Annotated in this window: 12 protein-coding genes; 3 read left to right on the top strand and 9 right to left on the bottom strand. The window is 51.3% G+C overall.

The window, feature by feature from the left end; genetic code table 11:
* A partial coding sequence (locus ACGYLY_RS28550; RefSeq protein ID WP_395291327.1) for a sulfite exporter TauE/SafE family protein occupies positions 1 to 764 on the bottom strand: 764 nt, incomplete at its 3' end.
* A gap of 80 nt (positions 765 to 844) precedes the next feature.
* Positions 845 to 2,254: a permease gene (locus ACGYLY_RS28545; protein ID WP_395286104.1), complete on the bottom strand. Its 1,410-nt coding sequence runs from the start codon at positions 2,252 to 2,254 to the stop codon at positions 845 to 847.
* Between the two features lie 300 nt (positions 2,255 to 2,554).
* Here ACGYLY_RS28545 and ACGYLY_RS28540 point away from each other — a divergent pair, with 300 nt between their 5' ends.
* Positions 2,555 to 3,286, top strand: a complete 732-nt coding sequence (locus ACGYLY_RS28540; protein WP_395286103.1) for a DUF4396 domain-containing protein — start codon at positions 2,555 to 2,557, stop codon at positions 3,284 to 3,286.
* 511 nt (positions 3,287 to 3,797) lie between these two features.
* Here the strand turns inward: ACGYLY_RS28540 and ACGYLY_RS28535 are convergent.
* Positions 3,798 to 6,392 carry a heavy metal translocating P-type ATPase gene (locus ACGYLY_RS28535; RefSeq protein ID WP_395286102.1) on the bottom strand — a complete coding sequence of 865 codons (2,595 nt, stop codon included), beginning with the start codon at positions 6,390 to 6,392 and terminating at the stop codon, positions 3,798 to 3,800.
* Between the two features lie 106 nt (positions 6,393 to 6,498).
* Positions 6,499 to 7,095, bottom strand: coding sequence for a winged helix-turn-helix transcriptional regulator (locus tag ACGYLY_RS28530; protein WP_395286101.1), 597 nt, complete (start codon positions 7,093 to 7,095; stop codon positions 6,499 to 6,501).
* A gap of 131 nt (positions 7,096 to 7,226) precedes the next feature.
* Here ACGYLY_RS28530 and ACGYLY_RS28525 point away from each other — a divergent pair, with 131 nt between their 5' ends.
* Positions 7,227 to 7,424, top strand: a complete 198-nt coding sequence (locus ACGYLY_RS28525) for a heavy-metal-associated domain-containing protein (protein ID WP_395286100.1) — start codon at positions 7,227 to 7,229, stop codon at positions 7,422 to 7,424.
* A gap of 66 nt (positions 7,425 to 7,490) precedes the next feature.
* Here ACGYLY_RS28525 and ACGYLY_RS28520 read toward each other — a convergent pair whose 3' ends face one another.
* From ACGYLY_RS28520 to ACGYLY_RS28505, 4 genes are all read right to left on the bottom strand, one after another.
* Positions 7,491 to 7,988, bottom strand: a complete 498-nt coding sequence (locus ACGYLY_RS28520) for a cyclic nucleotide-binding/CBS domain-containing protein (RefSeq protein WP_395286099.1) — start codon at positions 7,986 to 7,988, stop codon at positions 7,491 to 7,493.
* Between the two features lie 892 nt (positions 7,989 to 8,880).
* The gene (locus ACGYLY_RS28515; protein ID WP_395286098.1) at positions 8,881 to 9,153 is read right to left on the bottom strand and encodes a hypothetical protein; all 273 of its coding nucleotides are present in this window, start codon (positions 9,151 to 9,153) and stop codon (positions 8,881 to 8,883) included.
* A gap of 145 nt (positions 9,154 to 9,298) precedes the next feature.
* Positions 9,299 to 11,011: a carbamoyltransferase gene (locus tag ACGYLY_RS28510; protein ID WP_395286097.1), complete on the bottom strand. Its 1,713-nt coding sequence runs from the start codon at positions 11,009 to 11,011 to the stop codon at positions 9,299 to 9,301.
* A gap of 17 nt (positions 11,012 to 11,028) precedes the next feature.
* Positions 11,029 to 12,102: a hypothetical protein gene (locus ACGYLY_RS28505; RefSeq protein WP_395286096.1), complete on the bottom strand. Its 1,074-nt coding sequence runs from the start codon at positions 12,100 to 12,102 to the stop codon at positions 11,029 to 11,031.
* 641 nt (positions 12,103 to 12,743) lie between these two features.
* Here ACGYLY_RS28505 and ACGYLY_RS28500 point away from each other — a divergent pair.
* Positions 12,744 to 13,346 carry a hypothetical protein gene (locus ACGYLY_RS28500; protein WP_395286095.1) on the top strand — a complete coding sequence of 201 codons (603 nt, stop codon included), beginning with the start codon at positions 12,744 to 12,746 and terminating at the stop codon, positions 13,344 to 13,346.
* Positions 13,347 to 13,416: 70 nt separating this feature from the next.
* Here ACGYLY_RS28500 and ACGYLY_RS28495 read toward each other — a convergent pair whose 3' ends face one another.
* Positions 13,417 to 15,657 (bottom strand): copper-translocating P-type ATPase, encoded by a 2,241-nt coding sequence (locus ACGYLY_RS28495; protein WP_395286094.1) that lies wholly within the window; start codon positions 15,655 to 15,657, stop codon positions 13,417 to 13,419.
* Positions 15,658 to 15,744 lie beyond the last annotated feature (87 nt).

Raw genomic sequence — 15,744 nt, 5'->3', positions numbered from 1 at the left:
GAGCCAAAGTAGGCGCCAAACACACTCCCGCCGAGTAATGGGAGTACGGCCGACAAATGAACTGCATCACTTTGGGCATAGAGGAAGGCTCCGTACCCACTTGAAACAGAGATCTGAAAGATGTCTGTCCCGACAGCGATCGCTTCGGGAAGTGTGAGACCATACAGGAGGCTCGGGAGAACAAGAAACCCACCACCAACGCCGAGAAAACCAGCTAGCACACCGGTTACGAATGCAATCAGTAGCACTACCCAAACGGAGGCAGTAACATTTCCTTTGAATGATACCATTGGTGGACACTGGATTGTACCGATACGACGGATGAGTGATTCATCAACACCACCATCTTCTTCGAGCTGGTTGGTGGAGGCATCGCGCAAAACGAAGAGCCCGACAACTAATAGCAATCCGACGTAGATGATACTGATAACGAGATCTGCGATTCCTTTTGCAACCAAAATAAATAGCCCACGTTTGCCGACCTCGATTCCGATCGTCATTCCCAGAATCAGGAGAAATCCGAGTTTGTAATCGATGTGTCCTAACCGCCGGTGGGAGACAACAGCGGAAAGAGACGTTCCAAAAACAAATACCAATCCAGATCCAACTGCAGCTGCAGGTGGATGGTTGAGAACGAGGAGCGCTGGTGTAACGAAGAAGCTTCCACCGAGACCGAAGAATCCGAATAGGATCCCAATGAGCAGGCCGAATAAGATGAAAAACAGTACTCCCGTCTCAACTGCGAAGATACTCGTGCCCCCCATGATACTCAAAACTGATTACGTGAACGACATACTTGGGTCTTTACCAGGACAAAACTAGTTGTCAAAGAGAAGTCGGTTGATCAATGATGGTCGTGATCGTGAGGATGCGTTGAGTCCGACGGACGCCCTTCAGGCAAGTCGGCTTGGTACCTATCCGGTTCTCGCTCAAAGGCTCGCTTGCACGTTTCCGAGCAGAAATATAACGTCTCATCATTGTGCGTTGTCGAGATTCCGTTCGGTTCGACACGCATGCCACAAACCGGGTCGCGAAACTGGCTCGGTGCGCCGAGTCCTCGCCGATAGACGTAATAGAGGAATCCCGAGAGAGCGAACGCAATTACATTGAGGACGAAGGTGTAATTGAGTTCGAAATACGTCTGTTCAGTTGCCGTTTCGCCACCGGCGAGATTCGGTATGATTCCGAATAAGTCGAACAGTTCCTCCATGAGAAATCCCGTGAACGCCATCGTCACGAAGAAGACGCCGAAGATGTACAGCATGACGCGCCAGCCGTAGTACTTCCGATACACGTTCAGTACTGGAATCGTGATGAGATCAGCATAGACGAAGGCAATGACGCCAGCAAAGCTCACACCTCCTGACCAAAGTGCAACGGCGAACGGGACGTTGCCGATACTTCCGACGAAGCTGATTACTGCAACAGCAACACCCATAACAGCGTTTTCAGCGCTAAAGAACGTTCCATTTCCTTGGAGGAATAATGTATTCCACACGGATTGAGGAACGAACACGATAACGAATCCGGAGATGAGAAATCCAGCGATGACGTCCTTGTACAGCATCGACCATTCCTTGCGGTACTGATTGCCGAGTTTGTACCAGCCACCCCACGATGTGAGTTCGGTACGCCAGTCACCCTGTCCCGCCAATTTCTGTTCATAGGTCTCCATACACCCTTGTGAGCAAAATTCGAGCGTCTCTCCTCCGTCAGTAACGAGAGTGAACTCCTCGCTCCCCTCCATTCCACAGGTTGGATCTGTTTCGATTCCTTCCTCGGAATCCCGTGCATTCAATTCGTCACGAGCTCGCTCAAACATCTCTTCGGGAAGGGTGAAGTGGATGATGATACCCATCACGAGGATGAGAATGAGTCCGCCAAGGAGTTCAGCAACGAGAAACTCCCAGCCAAGGAGAATGAGGATCATCAATCCAAGTTCGATAATGAGGTTCGTACTCGCGAACATGAACGCGAGCATGTTCATTGGATGAGCTCCCTTTCGAAAGAGGCCTTTTGCAATCGCCGCCGCGCCGAAACTACAGCCACTACTCGCTGCGCCGAATCCGGTCGCTTTCGTAAGACTTGAGATGGATTCACTTCCCAGAAGTTTGCCCATTCGTTCCTTGGAGACGTAGACTTGCACCCAACTCGTGATGACCAACCCCATGATGATGGCCCACGCTGCCGTCCAGAGGAATCCCGTACCAATGCGTAATGCCTCAAGGACATTTGTTATGAAAGATGCTATCATATCATACACCTATAAACGCCTTCTTCAACTATCATTCTTGGGTGAACCGTCTCAGAGTCACGTCCGAGACACCCGGCCTGCTCCGTCTGTAGACCAAGATAAGAAAGCATAAAACCACCACGTATATGTATTATATTAGAATCAATACGGCAGAATTATTCGGGGCATTAAGCACATTGGGAGAGCAGCCACAATATTATTGCCTTCGCCACCACATATCGTGTTTTACCGTATCTTCACAGCCGTGAGTCGGCGGACAGTCGAGAATCCAATACAGTTTCTAACACTATCACAAAGACCATGCAACTCCATCAACTCACAAAGCAGATCGAACATGCGCTCGCCCCGATTCGACACGTGATGAAACCGATCCTGTCGGACCCGATGCTAATGGGTATCTGGGCACTCCTCGTAATCGTCTCTGTCAGCACTCTTCTGTGGGACATACATCGACGCAACCAGGCGTTGCCGTCGCTAATGAAGGGTGTCTGGACACTGGTCGTACTATACTCTGGTCCGTTCGGTCTCGCCGTTTACTGGTATACCGGGCGAACCCAGATCAGTCATGATTCGCTGTGGCGTCGGGGCTTCCGATCAACTGCCCACTGTTACTCAGGGTGTGGCGCAGGCGAGGTCCTCGGATTCGCACTACTCGCGGGTCTATTGGCGCTACAGAGTACTCTCATCACGACGCTAGGGACGTTCGCGCTCGCATACATCTTCGGCTACGCGCTGACCGTCGGCCCACTTATGCAGGAGGGTGTCGGCTTCCGTGAGGCAATGTTCGATGCCCTCTACAGCGAAACGCCGAGCATCACCATCATGGAAATTTCCGCAATCGGTACGGATTTGTTGATTGCCAGCCAGGCGAAGATAGGTGACTTGCTGTTCTGGGGTGCCCTTGCCTTTTCTCTGTCCGTTGGATTCGTTTTCGCATTCCCGATCAATGCGCTTCTCGTCTACTTCGGCGTGAAGGAAGGCATGATGAATCCTGCGGAGATGGGTCAGGGTCAAGCACATTCAGCCGACTAGCACTCTCGATTCCCCGTCTCTTTATTAACGACGATGATCGGCACAAGCTAGACCAATCGAGTGTCGCGCTGTTCGAGATATACATTACCCCTAGCAATCTGTCCGACATTGCTGCGAAAAACGTTACAGTGTTCGACAGATCGATGCTGCAATTGAGAACGACCACGCTAACGAGCATTGCAAGGCCGGAATAGATAGCGTCCATCACTCCCCAGAATCGGTTTTTAAAAATCTGGGTCGATTCTAATTGGCGTGGCGTGCTACTTCACGACTCCAGCAACTCGATTCGCCACGTTGTACTCTTCGAGCGGCCCCATTGCTCTAGCGAAATATCCGAGAGTTCGTCTTGAAGCTGACTGAGATACTGTGCAACGGCTTTCGGCGACCCATCGAGCTCACTAGCGATATCGCGAGCCCGAAGGTACGTCGGTTCGGTATCGGCCCTCTCGACGAGATATGCTCGAACCGTTTGACGGGTTACATTCGACATATTGAATCGGAATCTCGATGGTCAGCGCAGCCATCCGAGGAACTTGTAGTCGTGGTCGGGCGTGTACTGGCGGAACAACAGGCTGTTGGTGAGCACCGACACACTGGAGAAGGCCATTGCACCTGCGGCAAGCACAGGCTGGAGCAGACCAAGCGACGCCAGTGGAATCAGCGCTGTATTGTAGCCCAGCGCCCACACGAGGTTCTGCTCGATCTTTGCGATGGTCCCATCGCTAATGCGGATGGCTTTCACGACGTCGAGTGGATCGTCACGCATCAGCGTCACGTCGGCAGCTTCGATAGCGACATCGGTGCCACTGCCAATAGCTGTCCCGACATACGCGACGGCGAGTGCTGGTGCATCGTTCACACCGTCACCGACCATCATCGCCTTGCGACCCTCGTCCTGGATGGCTTCGATCGCATCAGACTTCTCGTCAGGGAGGACTTCCGCACGGACGTTGGCTGGATCGATACCAATCCGTTCTGCGACGGCGCGAGCGGTCCGCTCGTTGTCACCGGTGATCATCATCACGTCGATGTCCCGGTCCTGAAGTGCGCTTACTGCATCTTTCGCACTCTGTTTGACTGTATCAGCGTCGGCGACCACACCAACGAGCTCGCCTTCATAGGCAACAAGCATCGACGTTTTCCCCTCATTCTCGAGGCGTTCCATCGTTTCTTCGGCGGATGAGGGATCGATCTTGTTGTCACGGAGTAGTTTCCTGTTGCCAACCAACACCTCACTGTCGTCGACAATAGCACGAATCCCGTGGCCGGGGACGTTCTTGAAACTGTCCGGGTCCGCCACATCGATGTCGCGCTCTTCGGCTCCGTCGACGATTGCCCGAGCAAGTGGGTGTTCACTCCCGCTTTCGGCAGTAGCAGCGACTCGAAGCACGTCTTCCTCGTCGAGCCGATCGCGCGTGGTCAGTGCTCCACCATCGGCTGCCGGCTCGCCACCGTCAGTAACTGGCTGACCGTTCGAGTCGAAAACGACCACGTCAGTGAGTTCCATCTCGCCTTCGGTGAGCGTCCCAGTTTTGTCGAACACGACGGTGTCTACGTCTTTCGCCCGCTCGAGGATGTCACCGCCCTTAAAGAGAACGCCGTTCTGGGCACCGATGGTCGTACCGACCATTGTCGCTGCCGGCGTTGCCAATCCAAGCGCACAGGGACAGGCGATTAGCACCGCACTCGCAAAGACGACGACAGCGAATTCGAATGTTGAGAGCGCGGCCGGCCCTCCACCCACGAGGCCCCAGAGCGGGATGGCAGATACGAATCCAGCGAGCGTTCCAGGGAAGAAATACCAGACAATACCCCAGAAGAGAGCGTTCAGGATAACTGCCGGCACGAAGTAGGCACTAATACGGTCAGCGAGGTTCTGAATGTCTGGCTGGCGAGACTGAGCTTCTTTGACGGTTTGAACGATCTGCTGGATGGCAGTATCCTTCCCAACCTTTGTCGCCTCCACAACGAGGATACCGTTCTCGTTGAGAGTCGACCCGACGACTTCGTCACCCTTGCTCTTTTCGACGGGCACCGACTCGCCGGTGACCATCGACTCGTCGACAGCGCTCTGACCATCGACGATGACGCCGTCGGTTGGAATCTGTTCACCGGGACGGACCTTCATCCGATCGCCAACCGTGACTTCCTCAAGAGGGACCGCATGTTCGGTGCCGTCCTCATCGACGAGCGTCGCGGTGTCGGCTTCCATCTCGAGGAGTTTCCGGAGTGCCTCGCTGGCTTGCCCCTTCGAGCGAGCCTCAAGGTAGTTACCGAGCGTGATGAACACCAGGATGAGCGCAGCTGTGTCGAAGTAAAGCCCGCCCGAGATCAGACCGAGCAGTACCACGACGCTGTAGATATACGCCGTGGACGAACCGAGAGCGATGAGCACGTCCATATTGGCGCTCTTGTTCTTCACGAGTGCCTTATACGAGTTCTTGTAGAACTCCCAGCCGAGGACAGCCTGAACGGGCGTCGCAAGCAGGAACTCGACCCAGCCGAACTCAATCCCTAGAATCGTTTCCGGAAGGATTCCGCCGCCGAGAATGAACTTCTCAACGAGGAAGAAGATAAGAGGGGCAGAGAGTGCAGCACCGAACAGTGTAAGGCGAAGCTGTCGGCGAATTTCCGCCTGGCGTGCGGCATCGCGGCGATCCTCTGCAGAAGCGTCGGATTCGTTGTCCTCGCGGACGGGGGCGTAGCCAGCGTTTTCAATAGCGTCGTAGAGGTCCGCAATAGTTGCTTCAGTGGGATTGTACGTGACTTGTGCTTCGTCAGTTGCGAAGTTGACGTCGGCCTTGATGACACCCGGTGTTTGCTTGAGTGCGTTCTGCACCGTCTCTGAGCAGTTCGAACACGACATATCGGTGATGCCGATCGTTGTCGTTTCCGTGATCGGTGTATACCCAGCGTTTTCGATGGCGTCGTAGATACTTTTCAATGAAACCTCGTCCGAATCGTACTCCACAGTCCCTTCGTCAGTGGCGAAGTTGATGTTCGCCTCCGAAACCCCATCGAGAGAGGTGACGGCATCGGAAATGGTCTGTGAGCAATTCGCACAGCTCATCCCCTGGATATCGATGTGAATTCGACGCTGACTCATTACACTATATTATACGTCTTCCCTCTTCAATGGATTTGTTCTTTAGAATGTTCAGGCGGGAGACCGGGAAAGCTTTGGATCGAAAGTGATATTGCCCCGATACCAATCAGTCAGCACCCTGCTGGAGCTGTTCGTACTTCTCCTCGAAGCGAGTTTCGCACGACGGGCAACAGAACTGATAGAGATCGCCGTTGATTCGAGCCGTCGTTCCTTCGTTATCGACCGTATTGCCACACTGCGCACAGGAAAGTGCGAACTCCATCCCACCGAGGTTGGGAGACCACTCCGAACCCGCCAAAAGTTTCACTTCGAAGTTATCGAACGTTCCTTCATCAAAGATATCGTCGAGCCAATTGGCGACGTCGTTGTCTGGGACTCGTGCATAGACTACAATGTCGGCTTCGGCAGTGATGAACACGTACTCAACTGCACCGGTATCGAAGAGCGTCTCCTTGACCGACGAAACATCACGTGTGCTAGCGACTTCAAGTGTGACCAGAACCGGTATTCCTTTACGGAACTGAGATCGGTCGATATCGAGCGTGAATCCACGAATGATTCCTCGCTCCTGTAGTCGAGCAACCCGATCCGATACGGCAGGTGGGGAGAGGTCAACGGCTTCCGCAACGTCATTATACGGACGACGGGCGTTCGACATCAATAACTGGAGGATTTCGAGATCGGTTTCGTCCAAATCGCGCATAGTAGTACTACGTCATCGAGAGTCAAAAGTGGTTCGCGTTTTTGACTTTTGTTTCTAGTGTAGTGGGTACAATACAGATGCAGAATTTAAAGGGGAATCCACAAAAGACAGTAGATCGTATCTCGGAGTGTATGACGACCACTATCACCGTTGAAGGAATGTCATGTGGACACTGTGAGCAAACCGTCGAGGAAGCTCTCCAAGGTGTGAACGGTATTACCGATGCGACAGCCGACCACGAGGCCGAGCAGGCGACTATCGAAGGTGATGCTAACAGTTCAGAGCTCGTTGAAGCCGTCGAAGACGCAGGCTACACAGCGAGTGTCTGAAAGGAACAAGAAAAGAGCGGCTAAACATAGCGATACCTGACTCTTTATGCATCCGATGGTAGCGTCTCAGTCACCTTGCGGAGATTCCGAGTGAACGATAGCAGCAAGACTTTCGAGCTGTGCGGCCACATGCTCACTCTCACCTGCTAAGTGGACAATGAGATCATCGAGCGTGACAATCCCCACAACGTTCCCATCTTGCACGACAGGTGCTCGTCGTGCGTTCACTTGATTCATGTGATGGAGTAGGTGTGGAAGGCGTGCTTGAGAGTCAATCGTGAGTGGGTCTTCAGTCATTACATTTTCCGCGGAGAGGTCTGCTCCCGACTGTTCATCATGCAGAACGTTAGTACCGTATTCGTCTGTCAGGAGATGAATTGCAAGATCACGATCGGTGATGATCCCGGTGAGATCTCCGTTCTCAGTGACTAAGACATCACCCACGTTTTCGTCGACCATCGTCTGGGCGACCTTCTCGATAGCCGTGTCGTTGGAGACACTCACCACGTCTTTTCGTGCAATTCTCCCTACCTGGAGGTTGATATCGGAGCGTTCGTTTGCCATCGACTACCATACGGTAGAAAGACCGAAAAGTGTAGTGCCCAATCAAACAACTCCAGGGAGTATATTCCTACAAGTAATCTCCGCTACAACACCACAAGAGCTAACGGAACAAGCCAGCGACGTCTAAACATCCTCTTACACCACTAATTCGAGAACATCTCGATTCGAGGTCATTCATATACTACTAGCTTTATCTTCTGAAATGGAGTTTGCGGGCTGGAATCCGTTAGAAATACAAATTCCAAGAGGAACCGGATTGAATAATATGTATCGAGTGAAGAAGCTACGAGGTCAGTGTCACAATCTGAAACGAATACAGAGTCAATTACAGCTATAGGTTTGTAATGCAAGCCAGGTCATACTTAAAAGAGGTGCGAAGAAGACCCTCGTGAGGATATTGCTCCAATCACATGTATGAGTAGAACAAAACCGCTCCAAAGACAGTGGACGTCATCAGGTTGTTACTGCACCCGACGGTCATAAAGTGCATAGAACAGTATGATCAGTTGCAAAATAACGACAAATACGGTAAACACCCAGAATGAAGTGCCAGCTAAAATCGATGCACTACCTAACCAAAGACCAACCAGGAAAAGTGTGATGAACAGGTATGTGAGTTCTCTCATTATTCCCTTTTATCTAACCAGATTAGCATGAATGACCAGCTCTTCTGTTCAGTATCTTTGAACACGGTTGGATAGAGATTTCGTTGTGGGGTAGTTCCAAATGAACATCCCGTTAAACCGTTCCGAACCCATAGGTCTAATAATTCGGTTCTGGTACATTTCGATCGAGTGTCTTCAGTTCGTTCTCAGCCGAATAATTATATACTGGTGATTTCTATACGAAAGAATGTTGCCATTCGTGGGGTAATCAAAGTGATTAGTCTTTTCTATGATGTCTTATAATAAATTGAATACAAAATGAATACCATACCGATAGCGACAACCACCGTCTGAATCATTCCAGCAGAGAAAATTGAGAAATCGACCACATCATAAAGTACACCTTCAGTGACAGCGCCGATGCTAATCGTAAAGAAACCAATTGCAAGAAAGAACATCGCTCGATTACTATAGCGTTTGTATGCACGGTATCCTTGTGATGAGATGAATAGGCCGAGTGCTACGACGATTACTTTAGCAATGATAAGGCCAATGTGCATTACGAATCGCCCCTCGAACGATCATTCCGCATCTGTATGGCAAAGCCAGAATCATTACACTGCATTGTCCTCCCGACACTGGCTTCAGCCTCTCCCCGAACTGCCAATTGTGGAAATCGGTGCTTCCCCGTTATTTTCGCGGGTGTCATTTTTCGATTATAACATCCTCCAAAACGAGTACATCGAGCCCCATCCCATAGAAATCTTTGAGTGCCTGTGTCGGCGTCTCTACGATGGGTTCAGCATGGTCGTTGAATGACGTATTTAACACAACGGGGACGCCAGTAATGTTGTCGAACTCAGAGATGAGAGTGTGATACCGTGGATGCTGATCGCTACGGACAGTCTGGGGCCTCGTTGAATCGTCTGCTGGATGAAGTACTGCTTCGATATCGTCCCGCTTTTCTGGTTTCACGTTGGATGCCGTGATCATGAACGGAGCGGGCTGACCATTTTTGAGATATTCCTCTGCTGCCTCTTCGAGCATTGACGGCGCGAAGGGCCGCCACTCTTCACGATGTTTGACGAATTTGTTCACTCGATCACGGGACGCTATTGTTCGTGGATCAGCAAGGATACTCCGACTGCCGAGTGCACGTGGTCCCATTTCCAAGCGTCCGCAAAACCATCCAACGAGCGCTCCATCAGCCAGTTTCTCGGCGACATAGCGTTCGAGATTGTCGGGACGCTTATAGCTGATTTTATTCATTTCCAGTAAATCCACGATTTCGTCTGTCTCGTACTCGGAGCCAAGGTAGACGTCCGTCATCTCTGGCACATCCATTGGTGACTGGTCAAGCCATCCCGCACCGAGTGCTAGTCCAGCGTCGTTGGCAACTGGTTGGATGAAGACGTTCTCGACGGTGTCCGATTCGATAAGTCGCATGTTCAATTTACAATTTAGCGCAACCCCTCCAGCGAGTGCGACGTTCTTCGTGCCGATAGCATTGGCATACGTCGTTGCCATGTCGAGGACTGTTTCCTCGAGAAGCTTTTGCGCAGTGTACGCGAGGTCTTTTTGCCACTGGTCGAACTCGCCCGGTGTGTCGTTTCGTGGACGACCGAGTGTCTCCTCTAGTTTTCGAACACCATGGTTCGTGTCCCACCGCTTCGTCAATCCTGTCACGTCGTAATTAACGCCAGGAGTGATCAAATCTCGAAGTGCGTCTTCAATTGCTTCGTTCTCCTCACCATATGGGGCGAGACCCATTACTTTCCCTTCACCATTGAACATCCGATAGCCGAGATACTCGGTGATGACCGCGAAAAAGAGGCCGAGGCTATTCGGGTGTTCGTACGTTCGGACTCGAGTGAGACCGGTTTCGTCGCCGCGCCACACAGCTGTCGAATCGTACTCGCCCTTGGCATCCACTGTGAGCACGAGTGCCTCGTCGAACCCGGATGGATGGAACGCACTGGCAGCGTGACAAGCGTGATGTGATCTGGTCTCAATCGATGGAACTGGCGTTCCTATTTCCGCCAGTCGTGACTCTACCTGGCTAGTTGGGAAAAAACGCCCTTGCATCTGTGATTTGACTAGCCACTCCAAGTGACGTGCCTTCGAATCAATGCCATCAAGGCGGACGAAATCTCGTACATAGTGGTCAAGAATTTTCGATTGGAGGGTTGGATCATAGGGGAGGAGAATTTTCGAGACGTCACCGAGTTCAAGATCCCGGTAGTCGAGACACGCACGAATGGCGTTTGTCGGGAACGTCTGTGGCGCATGTTTGGTACGAGACAGTCGTTCTTCTTCGATACCGTATACAACCTCACCATCTTCGAAGAGGACTGCACTGGGATCGTGTCGTCCATACAGTCTGATTGCGGGCTTGAACGCGAGTGTATAGTCTGTCATATTGAGTGAAATTTGACTCAGTGTTCGTTATCCGGCGCAGCGTCACTGTGCACGTATACCCAAATGATGTCGCCGTCTTGCAACTCATACAACGTTGGATCGATATCGGAGGCTCGCTGCCGAATGCTGATCTCCGTTCCATTACTACGCGATTTGTATATCCCGTCGTACCGATCACCACTCGAATATTCGATGATGTGGCCACCGTTGTTCGAATAGGTGATATCCGGAAGTTGGTCAAACACCTCAGCAAGTGTGATCGAGTCCCCTGCGCTCGTCCAGTCGTAGTATGGTGGTTCGCTGTTCTCGAATTGGAACTGATTCGTTCCTGCACGCTGGTACTTCGAAGCGGTAAAGTCCAATCGTTTGTTATTGATATCGAACATCATCTTCCCCGAGCGCGTGCCGCCATTAGCGTTCGACTCGTTGCCGGTTGAGACACTAATCCAAAATTGGTCGGCATGTTGGATTTCGTAACTCGTTGGGTCGATGTCTTCGGTTCTCTCACGAATGGCGACCTCGATACCAGATTGGCCACCGTGATATGTCGTCCCGTCATATCCAACGACATGATTGCTACCGCGTTTCTCGTAGGAGATGTCCGGTAAGAGGTTCAAGCCGCGTTCGAACGTGATGACCTTCTTCTCGTTGCTCCACTCGTTTGGACCGTGCGCAGATTTGTGAAAGTGGAAGTACACCGTCTCAGGATGTTGTTTTTCGAGATTGTCAAGATAGTACTTCGGCCGGTCGAAATTCACAAGTTCGCCATCGATATCGAAGAACAACTGACCGTGCCAGTGATAGTCTTTGTATCCTGGCCCTTCTTCAGTAGTAGTCGTCTCAGATGTTTCAGTTGTTGCTTCAGTCGTTTGGGTCTCGGTTTGGGTTCTCGTAGTCGTTTGCGTAGTCTCACGACTGCTTGTTGTTCGTGTCGTGGAAGCTCTCGTCGTCGAATTTGTCGTCGTCGAATTTGTCGTCGTCGAATCATTCGATGTCCCACCGAGACCTACACAGCCTGCGAGGCTTGTAAGTGCGAGTCCAGTACTTCCCAGAACAGATCTTCGTGTGATTTTTTGTTCGTCGAAACCCATATTCTCAAAGTGGAAACTGCCGTTGGAGTCGATTGTACGTTCTATACCGCCCGTAACGTCTGTCTATACCAACCATATGATATCGTTACTTGAAGGATTAGACGAAAGGTCCATAATGGGTGAGGAGTAGTTTCACTCATAGAATATCACCAAAACATTCAATAGAAACGAATAATTCCACCATTGATAAATATAAAATTTGTAACGATTATGGGAGAGATAGTCAGAATTCAAGGTCAGAGGTACATAGACCCATTTTTGATAGAGGATTGTTCGCCTATTATCGGCGATAGAATCCGATCTATCGTTTGTACGGATACCTGTGAACGTCTCCTGGAGGCTCCGAACACAGACATCATAACGAGAGACTACTTGGAGGCGGTTATATTAAGTCACTATCGAGTGTTCGGGGTGACCAGAATAGAGAAACGAGTAAGATGGCTGCTGACGATTCACAATATATGGGGGAACATTCGAAACATGGGGAAGACAAAACTGAGTCAACTAGAAAATCACTTAGGCAAGAACCAGGAGGTCACGCTTCAATAGGAGGATTATCACTCCACAGCAAAGGGTTGCGATTGGTACCATCAGAAACACGGTTCAAGCACGGTGAAACAGTCAATTGGTCGTTTCGGATCGTGACTGAGGATGGACGAGCAGTAACTGAATTTGACGAAGCACACGGTGAAGTGTTGCATCTCATCGTCGTTCGGCGAGATATGACCCATTTTCAGCATCTGCATCCTGACGTCAAATCGGACGGGACATGCAGTGTTGGAGGTTTTTCATTGCCTGAACCAGGCGTATACCGGGCATTTGTCGATGTAGTCATTGAGGGCCATTCAATGACGCTTGGATTTGACCTCTTCGCACCAGGGACTACAACTGTAGAAGAGCGTCCTGGCACGTCACGGCAGGCCACTTGTGAAGGGTACGAGATCCACTTACTCACAGACAACGTTACTGCTAGTGAAGCTACGCGATTGCTATTTGACGTGCATCGCGACGATGGATCCGTAGCAGAGCTAGAACCGTATCTTGGGGCACTCGGCCATTTGGTTGCCCTTCGTGAGGGAGACCTCGCATATCTTCACGTGCATCCAAGAGAAACAACATCTCAGCCGGGCCGTGTCGAGTTCGATGCGACTTTCCCAACGTCGGGTCGGTATCGGCTGTTTCTTCAGACAAAACCAGAGGGCAATCTCATTTCGACCTCGTTTGACGTGCGAATCGAAAACTAAGCTATCCTCATCTCACCTCTTACCGTGTTCAAGTATATGATTACCATTGAACAGCACTGGGCTAGAAAGGTTAATCTGCTGACTGTGGTTCCTGCGGCAAGGGAAGACCAGGTAAATTCGGAAGATCCAGATCAACTCTTCGGAGGAACTGTGCATTGACAGCGACGACGACGGTAGAGAGAGACATTAAAAGGGCACCGACGGCAGGGGACAAAAGAATTCCAATTGGAGCAAGGATCCCCGCTGCCAGTGGAATGGCAAAGACGTTGTAACCGGCTGCCCAGACGAGATTTTCCTGCATCTTTCGGTAGCTCGCTCGACTGAGTTTAACGAGTCGCACGACATCAAGGGGATTGTTCTGAACGAGGATGAGATCCGCAGACTGGACTGCAACATCTGTACCACTCCCGATTGCAATACCTATATCGGCGCGAGTGAGTGCTGGCGCGTCATTGACTCCGTCGCCGACCATTGCGACGAGTTTCCCCTGCTCTTGTAACGTAGTGATTTTCGAATCCTTGTCTTCAGGAAGCACTTCAGCAAAGTACGTGTCAATACCAAGGTCGTCTGCCACGGCTCGTGCAACACCTTCGCTGTCGCCGGTCAGCATTGCAACCTCGATATCTAACTCGTGAAGTGCTTCGATAGTCTGTCGGCTTTCTTCGCGAATTACATCTGCAAGCGCAAATGCGGCTATAGCTTCGTTATCCCGCAGCAGATAGACGACCGTCTGTGCGTTTTTACCAGCAGTATTCGCGAATTGGGTGAGTTCAGGAGCCAGTTCAATAGCCTCCTGTTCGATAAGATTTGGACCGCCGACAAAGACTAAATCATCATCGATGGTTGCGCGGACACCACGGCCTTTGATGGCTTCGAAATTGCTTGCTTGTGGGACGGACAGTCCCTGATTGGCTGCTGCATCACGGAGTGCTTGGGCAATCATATGCTCTGAATCGCGCTCGACAGCAGCAGCCATTGCAACAGCTTCATCATCGTTGATTCCACTGACGGTCATAACGTCAACGACGCCCTGCTCACCTTTCGTGAGAGTCCCCGTCTTATCGAACACGACAATATCGATTTCACGTGCTTGTTCCATAGCGATCCGATCGCGAACGAGCATCCCATTTCGAGCCGCAAGTGACGTGTTGATAGCAACGACAAGCGGCACTGCCAGACCAAGTGCATGTGGACAGGCGATAACGAGGACTGTAACAACTCGTTCAATCACCATCGCATTAAAAGAGATGGCAATCGTCCATCCGATGGCTGTGATGATCGCTGCGGCAACTGCTGCATAGAACAGCCATCCTGCGGCTCGATCAGCAAGAACCTGTGTTCGAGACTTACTCTGTTGGGCTTCCTCGACGAGTCGCATAATACCGGCGAGTGCTGTATCATCGCCAGTAGCCGTGATTTGAACGCGAAGACTGCCATCACCATTGATCGTCCCACCGATCACCTCATCACCAGACTCCTTGAGAACAGGACGGGATTCTCCCGTGATCATCGATTCGTTGACCTCAGAGTGGCCTTCCGCTACTACACCGTCTGCAGGAACATTCGCACCAGGACGGACGAGAACACGGTCGTTGGTCTGGAGGTCACTGACAGGGACTTCTTCCGTAGTGCCATCGTTTCGAATACGTTCTGCAGTGTCGGGAAGCAGTTTTGCTAATTCATTGAGTGCACCAGATGCGCGCCGGACACTCCGCATTTCAATCCAATGACCCAGCAGCATGATGTCGATCAGCGTCACCAGCTCCCAGAAGAATGCTGACGTCGTGGGGAGAATAACGCTCGCAAGACTGTAGACGAAGGCAACGGTGATCGCCATTGAGATCAGCGTCATCATGCCTGGTGAACGATCTCGTAGTTCCGGGAGTGCCATTTTGAGGAACGGCACACCACCATAGGCGAAGACAATTATCGCAAACACTGGATTGATCCATTCACTCCCAGGGAATGCGGGAACCGAGAAGCTAAGCCACTGCTGAAGGGCCTCACTATAGAGGAGAACTGGGATCGAAAGGAGTGTCGACACGAAAAAGCGCCGGCGGAACATCTGCTCGTGACCAGCGTGCATCCCGCCATGACCACCGTGGTCCTGGTCTCCGTCTTTGTGTCGATTGTGAGTTTCGTGTTCTGGTTCTTTCGCGTCTCGTGCTTCGTCCTCTAAGAGCGAACGCTCTACGTGAGACGCCTCTCGTTCCTGCTTAGATTGCTCTCTTTCGTTATCTGAGTGCCTGTCGTGACTGGTTTCATCCTCAGTTTTTTCTACATCCTCTGTCGAGTCGTCGTGCTCGTCCATTACTGAACCTCGAAGAGTCATCTACGTCATCGAGCGTAAAGGAAGTATGGTTGGTTCTCACCCCTTGAATTGTCCTACCTACGTACG

Source organism: Haladaptatus sp. CMAA 1909 (assembly GCF_043952005.1).
Lineage (GTDB): Archaea > Halobacteriota > Halobacteria > Halobacteriales > Haladaptataceae > Haladaptatus.
The sequence above is the reverse complement of the archived record's forward strand: the minus strand, read 5'-3'. Positions and strand labels throughout refer to the sequence as shown.

Bases quoted from the DNA above. Each gene is read 5' to 3' on its own strand.
- ACGYLY_RS28510 (WP_395286097.1), bottom strand. From the start codon at position 11,011: ATGACAGACTATACACTCGCGTTCAAGCCCGCAATCAGACTGTATGGA.
- ACGYLY_RS28530 (WP_395286101.1), bottom strand. From the start codon at position 7,095: ATGCGCGATTTGGACGAAACCGATCTCGAAATCCTCCAGTTATTGATG.
- ACGYLY_RS28525 (WP_395286100.1), top strand. From the start codon at position 7,227: ATGACGACCACTATCACCGTTGAAGGAATGTCATGTGGACACTGTGAG.
- ACGYLY_RS28545 (WP_395286104.1), bottom strand. From the start codon at position 2,254: ATGATAGCATCTTTCATAACAAATGTCCTTGAGGCATTACGCATTGGT.
- ACGYLY_RS28515 (WP_395286098.1), bottom strand. From the start codon at position 9,153: ATGCACATTGGCCTTATCATTGCTAAAGTAATCGTCGTAGCACTCGGC.
- ACGYLY_RS28495 (WP_395286094.1), bottom strand. From the start codon at position 15,657: ATGGACGAGCACGACGACTCGACAGAGGATGTAGAAAAAACTGAGGAT.
- ACGYLY_RS28540 (WP_395286103.1), top strand. From the start codon at position 2,555: ATGCAACTCCATCAACTCACAAAGCAGATCGAACATGCGCTCGCCCCG.
- ACGYLY_RS28535 (WP_395286102.1), bottom strand. From the start codon at position 6,392: ATGAGTCAGCGTCGAATTCACATCGATATCCAGGGGATGAGCTGTGCG.
- ACGYLY_RS28505 (WP_395286096.1), bottom strand. From the start codon at position 12,102: ATGGGTTTCGACGAACAAAAAATCACACGAAGATCTGTTCTGGGAAGT.
- ACGYLY_RS28520 (WP_395286099.1), bottom strand. From the start codon at position 7,988: ATGGCAAACGAACGCTCCGATATCAACCTCCAGGTAGGGAGAATTGCA.